15 protein-coding genes and 1 pseudogene are annotated in these 19,166 nt (G+C 66.2%); 3 read left to right on the top strand and 13 right to left on the bottom strand.

All coding sequences use genetic code 11. From position 1 onward, the window contains the following. Positions 1 to 156: 156 nt before the first annotated feature. The 4 genes from KZX46_RS13995 to KZX46_RS13980 are packed head-to-tail and all read right to left on the bottom strand — an operon-like array spanning position 157 to position 6,463. Positions 157 to 1,608: an efflux transporter outer membrane subunit gene (locus KZX46_RS13995; protein WP_219774511.1), complete on the bottom strand. Its 1,452-nt coding sequence runs from the start codon at positions 1,606 to 1,608 to the stop codon at positions 157 to 159. A 10-nt stretch (positions 1,609 to 1,618) separates the two neighbouring features. Beyond that, the gene (locus KZX46_RS13990; protein WP_219774510.1) at positions 1,619 to 4,795 is read right to left on the bottom strand and encodes an efflux RND transporter permease subunit; all 3,177 of its coding nucleotides are present in this window, start codon (positions 4,793 to 4,795) and stop codon (positions 1,619 to 1,621) included. 25 nt (positions 4,796 to 4,820) lie between these two features. Next, positions 4,821 to 6,086 (bottom strand): efflux RND transporter periplasmic adaptor subunit, encoded by a 1,266-nt coding sequence (locus KZX46_RS13985; RefSeq protein ID WP_219774509.1) that lies wholly within the window; start codon positions 6,084 to 6,086, stop codon positions 4,821 to 4,823. Then, positions 6,083 to 6,463, bottom strand: coding sequence for a hypothetical protein (locus tag KZX46_RS13980; RefSeq protein WP_219774508.1), 381 nt, complete (start codon positions 6,461 to 6,463; stop codon positions 6,083 to 6,085). The genes KZX46_RS13985 and KZX46_RS13980 overlap by 4 nt, the downstream gene beginning before the upstream one ends. Positions 6,464 to 6,513: 50 nt before the next feature. Here KZX46_RS13980 and KZX46_RS13975 point away from each other — a divergent pair, with 50 nt between their 5' ends. Further along, complete coding sequence (locus tag KZX46_RS13975; RefSeq protein ID WP_219774507.1) at positions 6,514 to 7,206, top strand: TetR/AcrR family transcriptional regulator; 693 nt, start codon at positions 6,514 to 6,516, stop codon at positions 7,204 to 7,206. Positions 7,207 to 7,236: 30 nt separating this feature from the next. Here KZX46_RS13975 and KZX46_RS13970 read toward each other — a convergent pair whose 3' ends face one another. Genes KZX46_RS13970 through KZX46_RS13960 form a run of 3 tightly spaced genes read right to left on the bottom strand, consistent with a single transcriptional unit; the run spans position 7,237 to position 10,878 of the window. Then, entirely contained in the window at positions 7,237 to 7,830 is a 594-nt protein-coding gene (locus KZX46_RS13970) for a TetR/AcrR family transcriptional regulator (RefSeq protein ID WP_219774506.1), read from the bottom strand. Between the two features lie 5 nt (positions 7,831 to 7,835). Beyond that, positions 7,836 to 9,275: an efflux transporter outer membrane subunit gene (locus KZX46_RS13965; RefSeq protein ID WP_226895962.1), complete on the bottom strand. Its 1,440-nt coding sequence runs from the start codon at positions 9,273 to 9,275 to the stop codon at positions 7,836 to 7,838. A 10-nt stretch (positions 9,276 to 9,285) separates the two neighbouring features. Next, complete coding sequence (locus KZX46_RS13960) at positions 9,286 to 10,878, bottom strand: DHA2 family efflux MFS transporter permease subunit (protein WP_219774504.1); 1,593 nt, start codon at positions 10,876 to 10,878, stop codon at positions 9,286 to 9,288. A 71-nt stretch (positions 10,879 to 10,949) separates the two neighbouring features. Here KZX46_RS13960 and KZX46_RS13955 point away from each other — a divergent pair, with 71 nt between their 5' ends. Further along, positions 10,950 to 12,071 carry an HlyD family secretion protein gene (locus KZX46_RS13955; RefSeq protein WP_216707429.1) on the top strand — a complete coding sequence of 374 codons (1,122 nt, stop codon included), beginning with the start codon at positions 10,950 to 10,952 and terminating at the stop codon, positions 12,069 to 12,071. Between the two features lie 28 nt (positions 12,072 to 12,099). On the opposite strand, the pseudogene KZX46_RS13950 reads toward KZX46_RS13955, so the two are convergent. Beyond that, positions 12,100 to 12,801, bottom strand: a pseudogene (locus KZX46_RS13950) (fumarylacetoacetate hydrolase family protein); the annotation flags it as partial. A 186-nt stretch (positions 12,802 to 12,987) separates the two neighbouring features. Between KZX46_RS13950 and KZX46_RS13945 the strand changes: the two are divergent. Beyond that, the gene (locus KZX46_RS13945) at positions 12,988 to 13,257 is read left to right on the top strand and encodes a hypothetical protein (protein WP_219774502.1); all 270 of its coding nucleotides are present in this window, start codon (positions 12,988 to 12,990) and stop codon (positions 13,255 to 13,257) included. A gap of 84 nt (positions 13,258 to 13,341) precedes the next feature. Here the strand turns inward: KZX46_RS13945 and KZX46_RS13940 are convergent, their stop codons facing one another. The 5 genes from KZX46_RS13940 to KZX46_RS13920 form a co-directional block, all read right to left on the bottom strand. Then, complete coding sequence (locus KZX46_RS13940; protein WP_219774501.1) at positions 13,342 to 14,127, bottom strand: SDR family oxidoreductase; 786 nt, start codon at positions 14,125 to 14,127, stop codon at positions 13,342 to 13,344. 11 nt (positions 14,128 to 14,138) lie between these two features. Continuing rightward, positions 14,139 to 15,326 carry a zinc-dependent alcohol dehydrogenase gene (locus KZX46_RS13935; RefSeq protein WP_216707409.1) on the bottom strand — a complete coding sequence of 396 codons (1,188 nt, stop codon included), beginning with the start codon at positions 15,324 to 15,326 and terminating at the stop codon, positions 14,139 to 14,141. 4 nt (positions 15,327 to 15,330) lie between these two features. Continuing rightward, positions 15,331 to 15,909, bottom strand: coding sequence for an SRPBCC family protein (locus tag KZX46_RS13930; protein ID WP_219774500.1), 579 nt, complete (start codon positions 15,907 to 15,909; stop codon positions 15,331 to 15,333). Between the two features lie 173 nt (positions 15,910 to 16,082). Next, positions 16,083 to 17,978 carry an NPCBM/NEW2 domain-containing protein gene (locus KZX46_RS13925; protein ID WP_219774499.1) on the bottom strand — a complete coding sequence of 632 codons (1,896 nt, stop codon included), beginning with the start codon at positions 17,976 to 17,978 and terminating at the stop codon, positions 16,083 to 16,085. Further along, the gene (locus KZX46_RS13920) at positions 17,978 to 19,060 is read right to left on the bottom strand and encodes an alpha/beta hydrolase family protein (RefSeq protein ID WP_219774498.1); all 1,083 of its coding nucleotides are present in this window, start codon (positions 19,058 to 19,060) and stop codon (positions 17,978 to 17,980) included. Before KZX46_RS13920 ends, KZX46_RS13925 begins: the two co-directional genes overlap by 1 nt. Positions 19,061 to 19,166: the final 106 nt, after the last annotated feature.

Below are 19,166 nucleotides of genomic sequence, written 5' to 3'. Positions count from 1 at the left end.
TGTAACGTTCGAAGTCCAGCCGATTTGGGTTACTCGTGGGTCACGCCACCGCGCGTTCAGCGGTCTAAGCCACAAATTCCTTCTTCCCGTTAGATTACGAAACGGATGAGCAAGGCTGACTACGAAATTACGGAGAGCGAATGTACTGCGAGTGCGTCATGATCCGACGCGATCCGAGACTTCGCCTCGCGTCACACGCGTATGGGCATCCTGCTGCCAGCCCCCGCCGAGCGCGCGGAACAGGTCGACCTGCGCGGTAACGACGCGGGCGTCGGACGCGGCCAGTGCCGCCTCGGTGTCGGAGAAGGTGCGCTCGGCATCAATCAGGCTGAGCGAGTCGACGCGGCCTTCGCGGAGCTGGGCGCGGACGATGCGAACCGCGGTCGCCGCCTCGGTCCGCGCATCGGCGAGCGCCTGCCGCCGGTCGAGCTCGTGGGTGAATGCCGACAGCGCGGTCTCGGTCTCCTGCAACGCCTGCAGCACGGTCTTGTCGAAGGTCGCGAGTGCACCCGCAGTGTCGGCGCGGGCGCCGGCGATGCGCGCGCGGGCGGCCTCCTGGTTGAGGAAGTTCCACGACAGCAGCCCGCCGGTGAAGAAGCGGAAGGCGCTGCCGGTCAGCGCGTTGCCGAGCCCGGTGCTGGTCGACCCGGCCGAGCCGCCGAGCGAAATCGTCGGGTAGAGGTCGGCGGTGGCGACGCCGATGCGCGCGGTCTGGGCAGCGAGGCGGCGCTCGGCGGCGCGGACGTCGGGGCGGCGCGCGAGCAGGGCGCGGCCGTCGCCGACGGGGAGCGGGCGGTCGAGGTGCAGGACGGCGGCGGTCGTGCCGATTGTCGCGGGCAGGTCGCGCGGGGTGCGCCCGGTCAGCGTCGCGAGGCTGAACAGCGCCGCCTCGCGCTCGGCTTCCAAGGGCGGCACGGTGGCGCGGACCTGGTCGCGGAGAGTGGCCGCGCGCGAGGTGTCGAGGCGGGTCGCGCGCCCGGCCTCGTAGCGCTTGGCGGTGAGCTGGACGCTCTGGTCGACAAGCTCGACGGTGCGCTTGGCGACCCGGATGCGCTCGGCGAGCGAGCCGAGGTCGGCATAGGCGCGCGCGGTTTCGGCGACGATGGCGACGCGGACGGCGTCGCGGTCGGCATCGGCGGCAGCGACATCGCCGCGCGCCGCTTCGACGCCGCGCGCGATGCGCCCGAACAGGTCGACGTCATAGGCGACGGTGAAGCCGCCATCGACGGTGCTGCCGCTGCGGCTCGTACCCGGCAAGGTCTGGCTGAGGGGGAGGCGCTGGTAGCCGCCCTGGACGTCGAGGCTGGCGGTCGGGAAGCGGTCGCCGCGAACCGCGCGCAGCGCCGATCGCGCCTTGTCGAGGTTCGCGATGGCGACGGCGATGTCCTTGTTCGCCCGCAGCGCGTCGGCGACGAGGCCGTCGAGGACCGGGTCCTGATACAGCCGCCACCAGTCGCCGTCCGGCGCGTCGGTGCTCGAAACCGCGGGCGTGGCGCTGCCGAGGAATGGCGGCGCGGCGCTCGATATCGCTTCCGGGTGGACGTAGGTCGGGCCGACCTTGCACGCGGCGAGCGCGAGCAGGAGCGTAAGACTAAGGGCACGATGCATCGTCATGGTCCTATTCGGCCGGCTGGAGCGCGGCGGTCTCGGTCGGGCGCGGGCTGGGACGCCAGCCCGACAGCGCGCGGCAGACGACGTAGAAGGTCGGGGTGAACACCAACCCGAAGCCGGTGACGCCGATCATCCCGAAGAACACCGCGGTGCCCAGCGCCTGCCGCAACTCGGCTCCGGCCCCGGTCGCGAGCACCAGCGGCAGCGCGCCGAGGATGAAGGCGAACGACGTCATCAGGATCGGGCGGAGCCGGTCGCGGGCGGCACGGACGGCGGCCTCGACCGGGGTCAGGCCGTCGATCTCCTCCGCCTGCCGGGCGAACTCGACGATCAGGATCGCGTTCTTGGCGGCGAGCGCGATCAGCACGACGAAGCCGATCTGGGTCAGGACGTTGTTGTCCATCCCCCGCAGATTGACCCCGACCATCGCCGCCAACAGGCACATCGGCACGATCAGGATGATCGCCAGCGGCAGCGTCAGGCTCTCGTACTGCGCCGCCAGCACGAGGAAGACGAACACCACCGCGAGGCCGAAGACGAGCGCGGCGGTCGACCCGGCGGCCTTCTGCTGGAAGGCGATGCCGGTCCACGATGTCGTATAGTCGGCAGGCAGCGTCGTCGCGGCAAGGTGCTCCATCGCGGCGAGCGACTGGCCCGACGAGAATCCCGGGGCGGTGTCGCCGTCGACCTCGACCGCGGGGAACAGATTGTAGCGCGTGACGCGGTACGGCCCGGTCTTGTCGTGGAAGTTGGCGACCGCGCCGAGCGGGACCATCGCGCCCGAGTTCGAGCGGGTTTTTAGGTTGGCGATGTCAGCGACGGTGTTGCGGAACGGCGCGTCGGCCTGCGCGGTGACGCGGTACGTCCGCCCGAGCAGGTTGAAGTCGTTGACGAACGCCGAGCCGAGATAGACCTGGAGCGCCTCGAACACCCGCGCCGGGGGAACGCCGAGCAGGTCGGCCTTGGCGCGGTTGATGTCGGCGAAGACGCTCGGCGTGCCGGTGTCGAAGAAGCTGTAGACCTGCGCGAGCCCCTTGGAGGCGTTGGCCTTGCCGATCAGCCCGAACGAGACCTTGCCGAGCGCGGCATAGCCGTGGCCGCCGTGGTCCTCGACCATGATCCGATAGCCGCCCGCCGAGCCGATCCCCTGGATCAGCGGCGGCGGGACGACGAGCAGCCGCGCTTCGTCGATGTCGGCGATCTTGGCCTGTGCTTCCGCCATGATGCTCTGGAGGGTGACGCCGAGCCTGGCGCGCTCCTCGAACGACTTGAGCGGGATGTACGCGGCGGCGGAGTTCGGTGCCGAGGTCTGCGACGGACCGTCGAAGCCCGCGAGCATGACCGAGCCGAGGACGCCCTTCAACGGGATGATCCGCGCGGCGACCTTGCGCAGGACGGCGTCGGTCCGCGCGAGCGACGCGCCCGGCGGCAATTGGACGATCATCAGGAAATAGCCCTGGTCCTGCGCCGGGATGAAGCCGGTCGGGGTGGAGGTGAACGCCCCGACGGTCAGCGCGATCAGCGTCGCATAGGCGACGAACATCGACACCGGGCGCTGGACGAGGGCGCGGGTCATCGCCGCATAGCCGTCGCTGAGCTTGTCGAAGCCACGGTTGAAGGCAGCACCGGCGTTGTGGCCGATCCGCCGCCAGCCGTGGAGGCCCGAGGCGTCGGCGTGCTTGCCGCGCAGCAGCAGCGCCGCGAGCGCGGGTGACAGGGTCAGCGAGAGCAACAGCGAAATGACCGTTGCGGTGGTGATGGTGACCGCGAACTGGCGGTAGAACTCGCCCGAGATGCCGGTGAGGAACACCGTCGGCACGAACACCGCGCACAGCACGAGGACGATGGCGACGAGCGCGACCGAGACTTCGTCCATCGAGGTGCGGGCGGCCTCGAGCGGAGACAGCCCGCGCTCGAGGTTGCGCTCGACGTTCTCGACGACGACGATCGCGTCGTCGACGACGATGCCGATCGCGAGTACCAAGCCAAACAGCGACAGGTTGTTGAGGCTGTAGCCGAGCACCGACAGCATCGTGAAGCTGCCGATCAGCGACACCGGGATCGCGACGATCGGGATAATCGCGGCGCGCCAGCTTTGGAGGAAGACGAGGATGACGAGGACGACGAGGAAGATCGCCTCGAGCAGGGTGTGCTTCACCGCGTCGATCGACTGGCTGATGAACGCCGTCGGGTTGTAGATCACGCGGTATTCGAGGCCCTTAGGGAAGCGTGCCGACATCGTCTTCAGCTCGGCGTTGATCCCGTCGGCGGCGGCGAGCGCGTTCGAGCCGGGGCGCTGGAAGACCGCGATGATCAGCGACTCCTGCCCGCTCAAATAGGTGTTCGTGCCGTAGTCCTGCGCGCCGAGCTCGACCCGGGCGACGTCCGACACGCGCGTCTGGCGGCCGCTGGCGTCGGTGCGGATGACGATGTTGGCGAACTGCGCCGGGTCGGTCAGGCGGCCCTGCGTCTCGACGTTGAGCTGGAACGCGTTGCCGCGGTCGTACGGCGGCTGGCCGAGCGTACCGGCCGAAACCTGAACGTTCTGGGCGCGAAGAGCAGCGACGATTTCGCCAGCGGTGAGGTCGAGCGAGGCCGCCTTGCCGGGGTTGATCCATACCCGCATGCCGTAATCGCGCGCGCCGAACAGCCGGACGTCGCCGACCCCGTCGACGCGCGCCAGCCGGTCGCGGACCTGCGTCAGCGCATAGTTGGAGACGTAGCTGCGATCCAATGACTTGTCGGGCGAGATCAGGTTGATGACCATCAGGAAGTCGGGCGAGGTCTTCTGCGTGACGATGCCGAGGCGGCGGACGTCCTCGGGCAGGCGCGGCTCGGCGATGGCGACGCGGTTCTGGACGAGGACCTGCGCGGCGTCGAGGTTGGTGCCGATCTTGAAGGTCACGGTGATAACCAGCCGGCCGTCGCCGGTCGACTGCGACGACTGGTACAGCATGTTGTCGACGCCGTTGATCTCCTGCTCGATCGGCGCGGCGACGGTGTCGGCGACGACCTCGGCGGTCGCTCCGGGGTAGTTCGCCGAGACCGTCACCGTCGGCGGGACGATGTCGGGATATTGCGAGATCGGCAGCCGGAAATACGCTGCCAGCCCGACGATGACGATGACGATGGCCAGCACCGCGGCAAAGATCGGCCGGGTGATGAAGAAGCGCGAGAAGTTCATGTGATCGGGTCCTGGCAGCCGGAGGCTAGCGCGTCGCTGAGAAGGTCGCCTGCGCTGCGATCGGGGCGGCGGAGTCGGGGGTCTGGACGGGCGCGGCGCTGGCGATCGCGACTGCGGTCGCGGTGCGCGGCGTCACCGGCGAGCCGGGGGTGGCGTTCTGCATCCCCTCGACGATGACCCGGTCACCGGGCTTCAATCCGCTGCGCACGATCCGCAGCCCGTCGATGACCGGCCCGAGGACGACGGCGCGGGTCGACACGATGTTGTCCGGGCCGACGATCTGGACGACCTTGCGCGCCTGGTCGGTACCGATCGCGGTGTCGGGGACCAGCAGCGCCGCGCGGGTCGCGCCGCTCGCGAGGCGCATGTTGCCGAACATGCCCGGGGTGAGGAAATAGCCCGGGTTGGCGACGATCGCGCGGCCGCGGATCGTGCCGGCACCGGGGTCGAGGCGGTTGTCGCTGAAGTCGATGCGGCCCTTCCAGCGGTAGCCGCTCTCGTCCTGCAACTGGATTTCGACGCGGTCTTTCGCAGCGTCGCCGTCACGGCGCGCCTTGAGGTACAGCGCTTCCGACCCGTCGAAGCTGAAGTAGATCGGGTCGAGGGCATAGACCGTCGTGAGCAGAGTCGCGCTCGACGCCTCGCCGCCCGCGACCAAATTGCCGATGTCGGCGCGGCGGTCGGAGATGCGGCCGGTGATCGGTGAGCGGACCTCGGTGAACTCGACGTCGAGCGCGCGGGCGGTGACCTGCGCCTGCGTTGCGCCGACGGCGGCCTCGGCGGCGCGGAGGTTGGCGCGGAGCGTGTCGATCTCCTCGGCGGAAACGGCGTCGTCGGCGATCAGGCGGGTGGCGCGGGCGAGCGCGCTCTTGGCCAGCTGGACCGACGATCGCGCGCTGGCTTCCTTGGCGCGGGCCTCGGCGAGCGCGGCGGCGAATGGGCGAGGGTCGATGCGAAACAAGAGCTGGCCCTGCTTAACGATTTCGCCGTCCCTGAAGAAGATGCCGGTCAACGCGCCCGAAACGCGAGGGCGGATCTCGACCGATTTACTCGGCGCGAACCGGCCGATGTAGTCATCCCACTCGTCGACCTGCCGGGTCACCGGCAGCGCGACCGTCACCGCAGGCGGCGGCGGGGCTGCTGCAACCACGGGATCATGCGCGATAAGTTTCGACGCGCCGAGGCCGATCAGCGCGACCGAGGCGAGGGCGACGCCAATTGCGGTTCGTCGGTGCCGGTGCCTGACGATATCGATTGCCCGCGCGAAGTCGGATTGAGCGGCCATCTTCATGCGAGGCGCTCCGCCCGGTCGGCGTAGATCACATCGATGAGGACCTCGAGTTGCCTGCGGTTAAAGCCGGCGGCGTCGAACGCGGCGGCGATGTCGCCGGGAACCCCGCGACCCCAGCGGCGGATCGCCAGTACCGTGCGGCGCAGCGTTTCAAGCCGCGGATTGGCGAGGCTGGGTTCGCGGGCTTCGCCGACGAGCATCGTCAGCAGCCTCTCGATGATCGGCGGACGCGTGACGGGGTAAAGCCGATCGCGCTTGGCGAGGCTCACGACGGTCCATTCGAGCTGCGAAAAGGCCGACACTGCGATCGGCGGGGCAATGTTGCTGGCAACAAAATTCGTCGCCACGCCGTTATCGTCAAATTCCAGAAAGGCCATGTTCATCGTCCTCGCGCTAGGTTCCGGCCTGAAAAGTGACTGACCGGTACGTGCTTGACGTTACGTACCGGTCGGTTACATTGAGATCAAGCGCTTGTTGGGGAATGAGGCGCAACGGAAGGCAAAGAAAAGTGTCAGTGCAAAAAGCCGGTTCGGAGTCAGCGGTGCCGTCGACGCGCCGATCGGCAGCCGACCGGCTGTGCGAAACGGCGACCAACCTCTTCTATACGCGTGGTATTCGCGCGGTCGGCATCGACGAGATCGTTAACGAGACCGGGGTTACCAAGCCTACGCTGTACCGTAGCTACGCGTCGAAGGACGACCTGATCGTGGTTTGCCTCCAGCGGCAGATAGAGGACGGCAACGCGCGTTGGGACGCGATTGCGACGCGCTATGCCGACGAGCCGCTCGCCGAGCTGCGTGCGCATATGGCCGACTTTGCCGACGAGATCGCCGCGCCCGACTATCGCGGCTGTGCGGCGACCAACGCCGCGGTCGAGTTTCCAGACTCGGCACATCCGGCGCGAATGATTACCGACGACTGCAAGGCAGCGACGCGCAAGCGGCTCGGTGATCTGACCCGGCGCCTTTCGTTGAAAAACCCTGACGGGCTTGCTGACGGTCTGATGCTGCTGATCGAAGGTGCGAGCAGTAGCCGCCACACGTCGGGATCGCAGGGCCCCTCCTCCACCCTCGTCGAGACGGCCGAGATGCTGATCGGAGCGCATCTCAACCAAAAGTAAGATCGGGTTGCTCGCGCAGACTGCGCCGGCTCAGCTCGAGGCCGCTAATCCGAGACGTGTCGCTACCGAAGCGCGCACTGCGCCAAGCAATTGCTCTGCCTTGACATCGTCCGGTTCGACCCGCGCGATCGCGACCGCGCCGACCATCTCGGAAATTACCGCAGCGGCGATGAGCTCGACATCGGACACACCCATACGCTCGAGCAATGATGCGACGCCGCCGTTCAGCCGACTGAGTGCGAGCCTGAACCGTGCGCGCGCAGCTTCCGGCAATTGCGGCACCTGACCGGCGAGCACCGGCAACGGGCAGCCGCCTTTAGGGGCATTGCGGTGGCGCATCGACAGATAACGATCGACGAAGCGCGTGAGCGAGACCCGCGGATCGGCGTCGGCAAGATTGGCGAAGAATGCGGCGTAGCGGTCCTCGAACATGTATTCGATCGCCTGGGTCACGAGGTCGTCCTTCGACGCGAAGTGCGCGTAAAAACCACCATGGGTCAGGCCGGCGCGTGCCATGACTTGCGCGACGCCGAGGCGGTCGACACCTTCGCTGCGGATCACCGCGGCGGCCTCCTTGAGGACTCGCTCGCGCGTCTGCGCCTTATGCTCGCTGTCGTATCGCATCCTCGTTACATCGCCCCTGCCGCAGCCGCTGCCAAGGCCGGAGCAGGATCGGCGCGCCAGCCGCCGCCGAGCGCGCGGTACGCTGCAACCGCGGCGCGCGCTTCGTCCCCCCTCACCCTCGCCAACCGGTCGGCAGCGCCGAGCAACTCGCGGTCGGCATCGGTGACGTCGATCAGGCCGACGACGCCGCCCCGGTAAGCGTCCTGTGACTGCGTTCGGGCGGTGGTCAACGTGGCGACTTGCCGCTCGAGGATGGCGCGTTCGACACGCGCCTCGGACAGGCGGCTGAGCGCGGTCTCGACATCCTCTGCGGCGTGGAGGACCGAGCCACGCCATGCAGCCAGCGCCTCGGCCGTGCCGCCACGCGCTTGGGCGACTTCGGCATCGACGCGGCCGAAATCGAACAACCGCCAGCGGAGCCCTGCCCCGACCGATGCTTGCAGTGCATTGCCGCTGAACAACGTTGACGTGCCGAGGCTGGCGACGCCGAGCACGCCCGACAACGAGACATGCGGGTAGTATTCCGCGACCGCCACACCGATGCGCGCCGTGCTCGCCGCTAAACGCCGCTCGGCTGCGACGACATCGGGACGACGCCGCAACAGGTCGGCAGGAGCGGCGCTGCCCGCGGGGACTGGTGCCGCGGGGATCGCGGCGGCGACTGCGAGGGCGGCGCGGTTACTGCCCGGCTGCTCGCCGACGAGCACGTCGATGCGATTGAGCTGCGCCGCGATCCCCGCACGCAGCGGCGCAGCGCTGGCGCGTACCCCATCGAGCGCGGCGCTGGCGCGGTTGAGTTCGCGCTCGGCGGCGATGCCCTGGTCGAAGCGTTGGCGGACGAGATCGACGAGCAAAGCCTCGTTGCTTATCTGCTTGTCTGCGACCGCGAGCCGAGACTGGAGCTCGCGCAGCGTCAGATAAGCGTTGGCGGTCTCGGCCGCGACGGCGACGCCAACCGCGCCGGTACTGGCGACGGCAGCATCGAGATCTGCGCGCGCCGCCTCACGCCCGCGCCGAAGGCCGCCGAACACATCGATCTCCCACGACGCGCGTGCGCCAGCATCGTATTCGGTATAGCTCCGAGCGACGCCGAGCGCGGTGGTAACGCGGCCGACCGGCGTTTCGAGCGATTGGCTGAGCGTGGTCACGCCGCCGTTGGCATCGAAGCTCGGCAGAAGCGCCGCGCCTGCCGCGCGAGACAAGGCGCGTGACTCGTCGATCCGCGCCCGCGCTTGAGCGAGGTCGGTGTTGCCCGAAACAGCCCGCTCGATCAGGCTCACCAGCAACGGATCGCCAAAGCCGCGCCACCAGTCCGCGTCCGCCGTTGTTGCGATCTGCGTTGCCCCGATGAACGCAGGAGTCAGCGCCACCCGTGGCGGCGTGTAGTTCGGGCCGACAGCACAGCCCGAGAGAGCAGTGGCGGCGAGAAGCAGGATCGGGCGCATCGGTCGGCTCCTAATGGGCATCGGCGGGGGAGACCGGCGCGGCGTTCTTCGGCACCTTGCAGAACGGCACCATCACCAGTGCCGCGACGAACATCCACGCCATGACGCGGAAGACGTCGTCGAACGCGGTCGTCAGCGCCTCGCGCGCAACGGTCCGGGCGAAGCTCGCTTGTGCCAGCTGGAGAGCGTGGGCGGCATCGGGAGTTACCGCCGATAGGCGCTGCGCCAACGCGGCGACCGTCTCCTGCGCGCCGCGACTATTCGCGGCGAGCGCCTCGCCGAAGCGCAGCGCCTGAATCCGCGTGTTGTCGCCGAGCCAGGTGTTGACGGTGGCGATGCCGATCGCGCCGCCAAGGTTACGCATCAGGTTGAACAGCCCGGATGCCGAGCGCAGCTCGGGCCCCTGGAACGCCGAGAGCGCCATGTTCACGCTCGGCACGATGCACAGCATGACGAACAGCCCGCGCACAAGCTGCGGCACAAGCAGTTCGTCAAAGCCCCAGTCCGATCCGAGATGCGAGGTCAGCCACAGGCTGAACGCGAAGCCCGACAGCCCGATGGCGATGACGATGCGGCGGTCGATATTGTTCGACGCCCAAGCGGCGAAGATTGTGCTGACCAACTGGCCACAGCCGACGACGAACACGGTAGTACCGATCTGCAGGCTGTTGAAATCGCGGACTCGGCCGAGGAACACCGGCACGAGATAGGTCGACGAATAGATGCCGAACCCGATGACGAGGTTGAAGACGCAGGCGAACGCGAAGGTCCGGTTGCGGAACGGTGAGATCCGCACGATCGGGTTCTTCGAATAGAGCGAGCGCTCGACGAACAGGCAGAACGCAACGAACGAGAACCACGCAGCGAGCAGGATGACGGGGTCGCCGAACCAGTCCTTCCGCGGACCCTCCTCGAGCACATATTCGAGTCCCGCGAGCGCCACCGCCATAGCAATCAGATGCGACCAGTCGATCCGGCCGAACATCGCCCGGTCGCCGCGGTCGACGTCGACGATCAGGACGGTCAGCACGGCCACCGCGATGCCGGGCACGACGTTGATGAAGAAGATCCAGCGCCAGCCGATCGTGTCGGTGATGATCCCGCCCACCGTCGGCCCGAGGGTCGGCGCGAGCACGGAAACCATGCCGAGGATCGCCGGGATCAGCGCGCGCTGCTTGCCCTCAAAGATGGTGAAGCCGACCGCGAACACGCTCGGCACCATCGCGCCGCCGACGAACCCCTGAACGGCGCGGAATACGATCATCGACTCGATATTCCACGCGAAGCCGCAGGCGATGCTGGCGAGCGTGAACAATGCCGCCGATGTCGCGAACAGCCAGCGCGTCGACATCGCTTGCGCGAGGAACGCCGAAAACGGGATCATCACCAGCTCGGCCATCAGATAGGCGGTCTGGACCCAGCTCACCTCGTCGGGCCCTGACGAAAGGCCCGCCTGAATGCCGTTGAGCGACGCCGCGACGATCTGGATGTCGAGGAGCGCCATGAACTGGCCAAAGGCGAGAATGCCGAAGATCAAATACTTGCGCGACAACGGCAACGCGAGCGGATCCGCGGGCGGCGCTCTGGTGATTGTCGCGCTCATTCAGCACAGGCTCTTGTAGGATGACAGCCGTCATATTATGCTCGTCATATGATTGGCGCAAGGGTCCGACGATGGATGCGATGACGACGAGCGGGACGATCGAGGCGACGCCCCGGCGACGGCGCCTGCCGCGCCCGTCGCGCCGGACGATATTGGCATCGGTGGTCGCGATCACGATTGCCGCCGGCGGGGCGCTATGGATCACCGCCGCACCGTCGAGCCAGTCGACCGACGACGCCTATGTCGCTGCCGACGCCACGTCGGTCGCGCCCAAGGTCCGCGGGCTCGTCGCCGCAGTACTGGTCCGCGACAACCAATCTGTCTGCGCCGGCCAGCCGATCATCCGGATTGATCCCGAAGAGTTTGCCGCAAAGGAGGCGCAGGCCCGCGCCGCGATTGCCGATGCCGCCGCCGGAGTTGCCTCAGCCCGCGCCGCGATTATCAGCCTCGACGCCGAGCAGCGCCTCGCATCGTCGGAGACCGTCGCCGCCCGCACCGCCATCCGCTCTGCCGACGCGCAGTCAAGCCGCGCCGGGGCCGACCGCCGCCGCTTCGATGCCCTTGTCGCGAGCGGGGCTGTCGCCCGGCGCGAAGCCGACACCTATGCCGCCGCCGCCGTGACTGCCGAACAGGATGCCGCTCGCGCCCGCGCGTTGCTATCGGTGTCGGACGCCACCGCCGGAGTGACCCGCGCCAAGCGCGCCGGTCTCGAGGCGGCGTTGCAGACCGCCCGTGCCCGCGCAGCCCAAGCCGATGCGGCACTCGACCTGGCCCAGCAGGACAGCCGGCACGCGACGATCCTTGCCCCCATCGACGGCACCGTTGGCAACCGTCAGGTCCGCGTCGGCGATTATGTCCAGCCCGGCACGCGACTTCTGACGCTGGTGCCGCTCCACGATCTGTATGTCACAGCCAACTTCAAGGAGACGCAGACTGCGCAAATTCGCCCCGGCCAACGGGTCACAATCGATGCCGATGCCCTGCCCGGCACCCATCTCTACGGTCGGGTGGAGAGCCTTGCTCCGGGGTCGGGTGCGAGCTTTGCGCTTTTGCCGTTCGAACCTGGCACCGGCAATTTTACCAAGATCGTGCAACGCGTCGGTGTCCGCATCCGCTTCGATCCGAACCAGCCTGGGGCCGGTCTGCTGCGCCCGGGCCTGTCGGTTACGGCGCGGGTGAAACTCGACAGATGAACGCCACTTGCGATGGAGTTGGCTCAGCTTACCGGCGCACCACGACTTGATCGATCGCTCCAAACGGGGCCGAGGCGTCGGGCAGCTTCGCTTCGAGCCGCACGCGGTCGCCGAACTTCATGAACCCGGTGGTCGCGGCACCATCGGCGATCATCTCGATCGCGCGCCGCTCGGAGATGCAACTCGACCCGACCTTGGCATAGCCTTTATTGGCGACGGTGCCCGAGCCGATGATCGTGCCGGCGACAAGGTCGCGTGTCCCGGCCGCATGTGCAACGAGGTCATGGAAGCCGTAATCCATTTCACGACCGTTGGCCCGGCCAAAGGGTTTGCCGTTCCATTCGATCGTCAGGTCGAGCCCGACGCGACCGTCGCGCCAGTCTTCGCCGAGCGCATCGGGGGTCACCGCGAACGGCGCCATCGAGCATGCGGGCTTCGCCTGGACCCAGCCGAAGCCGGTCCGCATCTCGGGCACCGCGAGCGCACGCAGCGACCAGTCGTTTATCTGGACGATCAGCTTGATGTGCGCCATCGCGTCGGCGGCGGAAATCCCCATCGGCACAGCATCGACGACAACGCCGAACTCGCCCTCGAAGTCGATGCCTCCCGCCTCGTCGATGAACGGCACCGGGTCGGTGGGGCCATAAAAGCGGTCGGACATCCCTTGGTACATCAAAGGCTTGTCGGTTACGATCGGCGCGGTGCCGAAGGCGACTTCCATCGTCTCCCCAAATCACATGGCCTCTTCCGGGCCGAACGGCGAACTCGCAGACGCTTGCATATTCGTCGAGTTTTTAGTTTTGATGATTGATCACAAATGGAATTGATGGATGCGCCTCGACCGCTTTGATCTCAATTTGCTCGTCGCCTTCCATTTCCTATCGGCCACGTCTCGGGATTAGCCGCGCTCCAGGGCATGGCATTCCTCGCCGGGGTTTGCGTCTACAGCGGCATCGTCGGCCTCTACGCGCTGCTCGCCCGGTCGTTTCCCCCCGAGCTTCGGGTCACCGGCACCGGCCTCGCGATCGGCATCGGCCGCGCCGGGGCGGTTCTTGGTCCGGTGATCGGCGGGTTCCTCATCGCCGCCGGAACGAGCATCGCGCTCTCGATTGCGATCGTCGGCGCCGGGTCGCTGGTTGCCGCCGCGCTGCTGATCGCTCTTGGGCGGAAGCAGGCTGTTGCTTAGCGCCTTCAGGACGAACTCGCCGTGCAGTCATAGCGAAGCGGCGGCGGACCAGATGCCGCCGCCGCTTCCTCTCAGACGTTCGTCTTAGCTGTCTGCAGTGCCGGGCTCGGCCATCTTGCGGTGCTGTTCGGCAAGAACCGCAGCCGGCGTAACATGCGCCACCGCCGCCTGGATCTTGTTCTTCCAGCCCGACACGATATGCGCCTCGCCCGCCATCACTGCGTCCCAACCATCCTTGGCGACATCTTCGGCGGTGCTCTTGGTGTCGGATGCGCCCACCGAGGTGTCCATCATGCCGGCGCGATCGAAGAACTCGGTCTCGACCGGCCCCGGCATCAGGGTCGTGATGCTCACGCCCTTGCTCTCCTTCAGCTCGTTCCGGATCGCATCGGCAAAGCTGTCGATGAATGCCTTGCTGCCGTTATAGACCGCCTGGAACGCGCCCGGGATGAAGCCGGCAATCGACCCGGTGATCAGGACCTTGCCGTCGTTACGCGCGACCATGTCGCTCAACACATTCTGCAACAGGTAGAGCGTGCCGGTGATGTTGGTATCGATCACGCGGCGCCAGTCGTCGACCTTCTGGTCGAGAAATCCATGACCCAGTCCGCGGCCCGCGTTGGCACACAGCAGGTCGATCGGACCCGTGACTGCGGCGAGCAGCTTGTCGACGCCCTCGATCGTCGCGAGATCGGCCTCAAGGGCGACGACATTGGCTCCGTGCGTACGGATATGCGTCGCCGCTTCCTCGATCTTCGCCTCGTCAGCGACGATCAACAGGTCATAGCTATTCTTCGCGGCGAGTTCGGCAAGTTCGAAACCGATGCCGGTCGATGCTCCGGTGATGACGGCGAATTTACGATCGGACATGCGGATACTCCTTAAGCTGCTGTGGCCATGCCGGGCTTGAGCACGACCTTGGTGACTTCGTTCTGGTTGTCGTGGAACATCTTGTAGCCCTTGGGCGCATCCTCGAGCGCCATCCGGTGGCTGATCAGAAACGTCGTATCGATCTTCTCTTCGAGGATCGCGGTGAGCAGCGCCGGGAGGTAACGCTGGACGTGGGTCTGCCCCGTCTTGAGCGTCAGCCCCTTCTCCATGAAGGCTCCGAGCGGGAACTTGTCGATGAAGCCGCCGTAGACCGCCGGCATCGACACCCGACCACCCTTGCGGCACGCGACGATCGCCTGGCGGATCGAATGCGCGCGGTCGGTCCCGAGCAGCAATGTCTTCTTGATCTGGTCGATGACGTTGTCGACGAAGAAGCCATGGGCCTCAAGCCCGACCGCATCGATCACCGCGTCGGGGCCGATGCCGCCGGTCATCTCGATCAGCGCCTCCGACACCTTGCTGTCCTCGAAGTTGATCGTCTCCGCGCCAAACTTCTTCGCGAGCTCGAGCCGGTGCGGGAAGTGATCGATCGCGATGACGCGATGCGCCCCGAGCAAGAAGGCAGACTGGATTGCAAACAGCCCGACCGGACCGCAACCCCACACGGCGACGGTGTCGCCGGGTTCGATGTCGGCATTTTCCGCCGCCATCCAGCCGGTCGGCAGAATGTCGGACAGGAACAACACTTTGTCGTCCTCGATCCCGTCGGGGATGACGATCGGGCCGGTGTCCGAGTAAGGCACCCGGACATATTCCGCCTGTCCGCCCGCATAGCCGCCGGTCATGTGACTGTAGCCAAAAAGGCCCGACATCGGCTGACCGTAAAGCGTCTCGGCAATGTCCTGATTGTCAGCCGGGTTACCGTTGTCGCACGCCGAGAACTGCTTCTTGCCGCAGTGGTAGCAGGAGCCGCACGCGATCGTGAACGGGACGACGACGCGCTGACCCTTCTTGAGCGTGCTCTTCGAACCGATCTCAACGACTTCACCCATGAATTCATGGCCGAGAATGTCGCCTTTCTGCATCGTCGGAATAAAGCCGTCGTACAAATGGAGATCGGAACCGCAGATCGCGGTCGATGTAACTTTGATGATCGCGTCGCGTGGGTTGAGGATCTCGGGATCGTCGACAGTATCGACACGAACGTCATGCTTGCCGTGCCAAGTCAGTGCGCGCATCGATCTATTCCTTCTCTTTGGCGAGCGCGGCAGCGGTGCGAGCGTTGGTCGACACCTCCCCGGTCTCCATCAACTGCTTCAACCGGCGAAGATCGCGCCGCGCCTGGAGCGCGGGTTCGCGCTGGAACAGCTTGGCGATGAGCTTTCCGATCGTTCCGCCCGGCGGGTCATAGGCGATCATGGCGGTGACGATGGTCCCGCGCGGTCCGGCGTCGCGGAAATCGACCCGGCCGCTATTCGGGATGTTTCCCTTGGACGTCCAGGCGAACGACGACGGCGGCGACTCTTCGGTAATCGTCGAGTCCCATTCGACAATCTCGCCAACTGGGGCTTTGACGACCCAGTGCGACCGCGTTGCGTCGATGACGTCGACGCGTTCGATATTCTCCATGAATTTCGGCAGGTTGGAGAAATCGCGGAAGAACGCAAACAACTCGGCCTGTGGCTTGTTGATTGTTACAGAGCGGGTCGAGACGCTATCGCCAACTGTGAGGTCAAGCGACTCTGCGGCGTCGGTTACGACATCGCTATGCTTCGACGTCAGTGGGGGTGCGTCATCGTGGTTGTGAGTTTGACTGGCCATATCTCGCTCAAAGATCGGAGCGTTAACCGCGCCATTTCCAACGTGTTCCCGGTGCGACGAAACAAACCATCGCCAGGTACGGTATTCGACCAAAGATCGAGTTTGAGGTCTGCGCGACTCTGGTGCCGACAAAAGCGGCTGGAAAACGGCCCGTGACGGAACGGTGGCGCAGACTAACGCGTCAGCGCTGCCTCACCCCAGTCTGCCGAAATCGGCGAGCCACCGGTGCCATCGCTCACCGTGACAAGTTCGACTATTTTGACCCCGGCAACATTGGCTGTGAGCGACTGGGCTCCGTCACCGACACGCATCGGCCGCGAGCGCGCAAGCAAGTGACCGTCCCCGTAGATCGAAAAGGTCACAGACCGCTTTCTATCTGATGTCGAATCGTCGACCCCGATCCGCATAGAGAAACGTGAAAATCCCGCGTTCCGGACTTCGAGCCTCGAATTCGCGAGGACGCCGATCGTGTGGCTCAACGGCTGTCCGGCGACCATCGGCGGCTGATCGTACGGCGTCCGCCCCACCCTCGTCCCGCCCCAGCCGCCGTAGCGTGGGAAATCGCCGCCGTGGTGCGTGCCGAGCCACGGCAATGGCGCGCGGTGGACGAGCGGATCGGGGGTCGGCACCTCGACGCCGTCGACCGCAGGATTCACGCTGCCCGGCTGTTCGGCTAAATACAGACCGCCCGGAAGTTGCCGGGTGCCATGCGCGGTGAAGATCACCGTCTGGCGCGGCGCGAGGTGGACATCACGCTCCTTACGGAACTGCGATGTCGCGCCCGACCACAGATCGGTGAGTTCGACGTCGTCGGCATCGGTGAACGACAGATGTTCGGCGGTCAGCGTCGCATCGACCGGCAGGCCGCTGCGGTTGAACAGCGCCACCGCCTTGCGCCCGTCGCTCAGCGTCTTGACGAAGATCTGCACCTCGTCCGAGTCAAACACGATCGTCGCCTGGTTGCCCGCCAGGTCCTGGTTGACCGCGATCACCCGCGCGTTGCCAAACAGGTGGATCAGTGCCGGTGCCGCATGGCGCAGGTCATAGCCAATGATCAGCGGCGAGTTGACCATCGCCCACAAGGCGAAGTGCGAGCGCGCCTCGGTCAGGTGATTCTCGTCGAAATCGCCGCTGCCGACAAACAGCATATCGGCGTCGTTCCACGAATTGGGGTGTCCGTACAGTTCGCGGCGGCTGACCGTGTCGAGGTTGTGGAGCATCCTGCCCCATGTCGGTGACAAGTCTTCGCTGGTCCGCGAAACGCTGCCGAGATCCTTACCCCAAGCGCGCACATCGGCCGAACCCCAGAGGCATAGCGAATAAACATAATGTCCATCCGGGCGAACCCGCGCGACGGCATCGGCGACGTCCCCGTACAGCAGCCGCACCGCCGCGACGTCGGTCCGGGCTAGCGAGTCGGCGTCGATCAGCGGCGGAAATGCGCGGTACAGTCCCGACTGCACTTTGGGATTGCTCGCCGGCAAGCCGCGGATGCCACAACCGTCGACCTTGATCAGGTCGAAGCCCCATTCCCCGAGGGAGAGCCGGATATCCTGATCGACGTGGCCGTATAGCCCGATCTCACGCTCGATCACGCTGCCTTCGGGCTGGTTCGGCGCGGTCGTATCGAAAACCTGACTGCACGAGTTGCGGCCGATGTCGCTGTAGATTCCCGCCTTAAGCCCCATCGCGTGCAGCTTATCGGTCAACGGGCGGAAGCTCGGATTGCCGTCGGGCATCACCGCCGATGGAAAATTGACGGTCCGGATGATGATGCGACCGTCGGGCTGGCGCCGCTTCAGCCACCAACCGTCATCGATGTCGATATAACGATAGCCCTTCGCGGCAAGCTGCGACCGGACCAGCACGTCGGCCGAGGCGAGGATGTTCTCCTCGGTGATGTCGGTGTGGAAGGCGTTCCACGAACTCCAGCCCATCGGCGGCAGCGGCGCGTCACCGCGCTGGTTGGCGGTCCATTGCCCGGTCGGGTCGAGCGGACCGGCAATCGCCGCTGCCGGGAACACCATCGCCAATGCGACGCCAAGCCGGCAACGAATGCGCGATCTCATCAACGCTTCAACTGCTTGCCGAAGAACGGCAGCACATAATCCTCGAAACGATACGCGACGTTGCTGACGTGGGTGCCGGGGTAAATCTCGAAGCTATTGGCAATGCCGTAGCGGTCGAGCGCCTCGTGCAATTTGCGGGTGTCGTCCTTGAGGCTGTCCTGATCGCCGACGTCGAGCGCAATCGCCCGATACTGGCGCAGGTTGCCGACATATTGATCGACGAACGCGAGCGGGGCGTTCGCTGCCCACCTCGCCAGCACGTCGGGCTGAACGACGCCGTCCTTCACCGGAAGATCGAGGAACAGCGGCGGCTTCGTCGGGTTCGGCGACCAAGCCGCGGCACTCGCCAGTTGCGCCCGCGCGAAGAACGGCAGCTTCGCCGAGTCCGCGAGCGCGGTGACGCCGGCAAGCTGCGCAGCCATCGCCGGGTCGAACTGATCGGCGGTCCGCGCCGACAGGCAGCACGGGCTCATCATGTACAGCGCGCCGAACACGTCGGGGTGCTTCATGCCGATCCGGCTTGTGCCGTAGCCGCCCATCGAATGCCCGGCGAGGCCCCGGGACGCGCGGTCGGGGATCGAGCGATAATGCGCGTCGACATACGCGACCAGATCTCGCGCGATGAACATCTCGAAGTCGCCCGTCGTCACCGAGCTCGAATACATCGACCCATTATGGACGGTCTTGCTGTCGGGGAAAACGACGATCATCTCCGGCACGCCCGTGGCATAGGCGTTGGCGATCGTATCGAGCGCGTGAATTTCGCTGGTCCATTGCTCGGCACCGATCGAATAGCCGTGGAGCGCATACAGCACCGGATAATGCTGCTTCGGGTGCTTGGCGTAGCCCGGCGGCAAGACCACCAGAACTGCACGATCGGGCGAGTCGCCCTCCAGATTTCCCTCGAGCGCACGGCCATGAACGCTGATCCGCTCGGCGGTCAGGTGCGGCGCCCCGGCGACGGCGGGCGGGATGTTCGTGGCGACCTGTGCATGCAGAGCTGGCGTCGCACACGTGAGCGCCGAAGCGGTTGCCCATCGCAGCCCCTGCAAGATCCCTTGCCGCGCATCAATCGATATCATTCGAACATCCTCCCCGCCCCAATCGCCGATTATCGTGCCGACGAAATGAGAGCGCTAACGTAGCAGGCTTGACGGGCGGCGATCAAATTGCGACCGCATGCCCAAA

It is taken from the genome of Polymorphobacter sp. PAMC 29334 (assembly GCF_019431245.1).
GTDB lineage: Bacteria > Pseudomonadota > Alphaproteobacteria > Sphingomonadales > Sphingomonadaceae > Polymorphobacter_B > Polymorphobacter_B megasporae.
This window is presented reverse-complemented; position numbering and strand designations above follow the sequence as displayed.

Bases quoted from the DNA above. Each gene is read 5' to 3' on its own strand.
- KZX46_RS13995 (WP_219774511.1), bottom strand. From the start codon at position 1,608: ATGCATCGTGCCCTTAGTCTTACGCTCCTGCTCGCGCTCGCCGCGTGC.
- KZX46_RS13990 (WP_219774510.1), bottom strand. From the start codon at position 4,795: ATGAACTTCTCGCGCTTCTTCATCACCCGGCCGATCTTTGCCGCGGTG.
- KZX46_RS13985 (WP_219774509.1), bottom strand. From the start codon at position 6,086: ATGAAGATGGCCGCTCAATCCGACTTCGCGCGGGCAATCGATATCGTC.
- KZX46_RS13980 (WP_219774508.1), bottom strand. From the start codon at position 6,463: ATGGCCTTTCTGGAATTTGACGATAACGGCGTGGCGACGAATTTTGTT.
- KZX46_RS13970 (WP_219774506.1), bottom strand. From the start codon at position 7,830: ATGCGATACGACAGCGAGCATAAGGCGCAGACGCGCGAGCGAGTCCTC.
- KZX46_RS13965 (WP_226895962.1), bottom strand. From the start codon at position 9,275: ATGCGCCCGATCCTGCTTCTCGCCGCCACTGCTCTCTCGGGCTGTGCT.
- KZX46_RS13960 (WP_219774504.1), bottom strand. From the start codon at position 10,878: ATGAGCGCGACAATCACCAGAGCGCCGCCCGCGGATCCGCTCGCGTTG.
- KZX46_RS13955 (WP_216707429.1), top strand. From the start codon at position 10,950: ATGGATGCGATGACGACGAGCGGGACGATCGAGGCGACGCCCCGGCGA.
- KZX46_RS13945 (WP_219774502.1), top strand. From the start codon at position 12,988: ATGGCATTCCTCGCCGGGGTTTGCGTCTACAGCGGCATCGTCGGCCTC.
- KZX46_RS13940 (WP_219774501.1), bottom strand. From the start codon at position 14,127: ATGTCCGATCGTAAATTCGCCGTCATCACCGGAGCATCGACCGGCATC.
- KZX46_RS13935 (WP_216707409.1), bottom strand. From the start codon at position 15,326: ATGCGCGCACTGACTTGGCACGGCAAGCATGACGTTCGTGTCGATACT.
- KZX46_RS13930 (WP_219774500.1), bottom strand. From the start codon at position 15,909: ATGGCCAGTCAAACTCACAACCACGATGACGCACCCCCACTGACGTCG.
- KZX46_RS13925 (WP_219774499.1), bottom strand. From the start codon at position 17,978: ATGAGATCGCGCATTCGTTGCCGGCTTGGCGTCGCATTGGCGATGGTG.
- KZX46_RS13920 (WP_219774498.1), bottom strand. From the start codon at position 19,060: ATGATATCGATTGATGCGCGGCAAGGGATCTTGCAGGGGCTGCGATGG.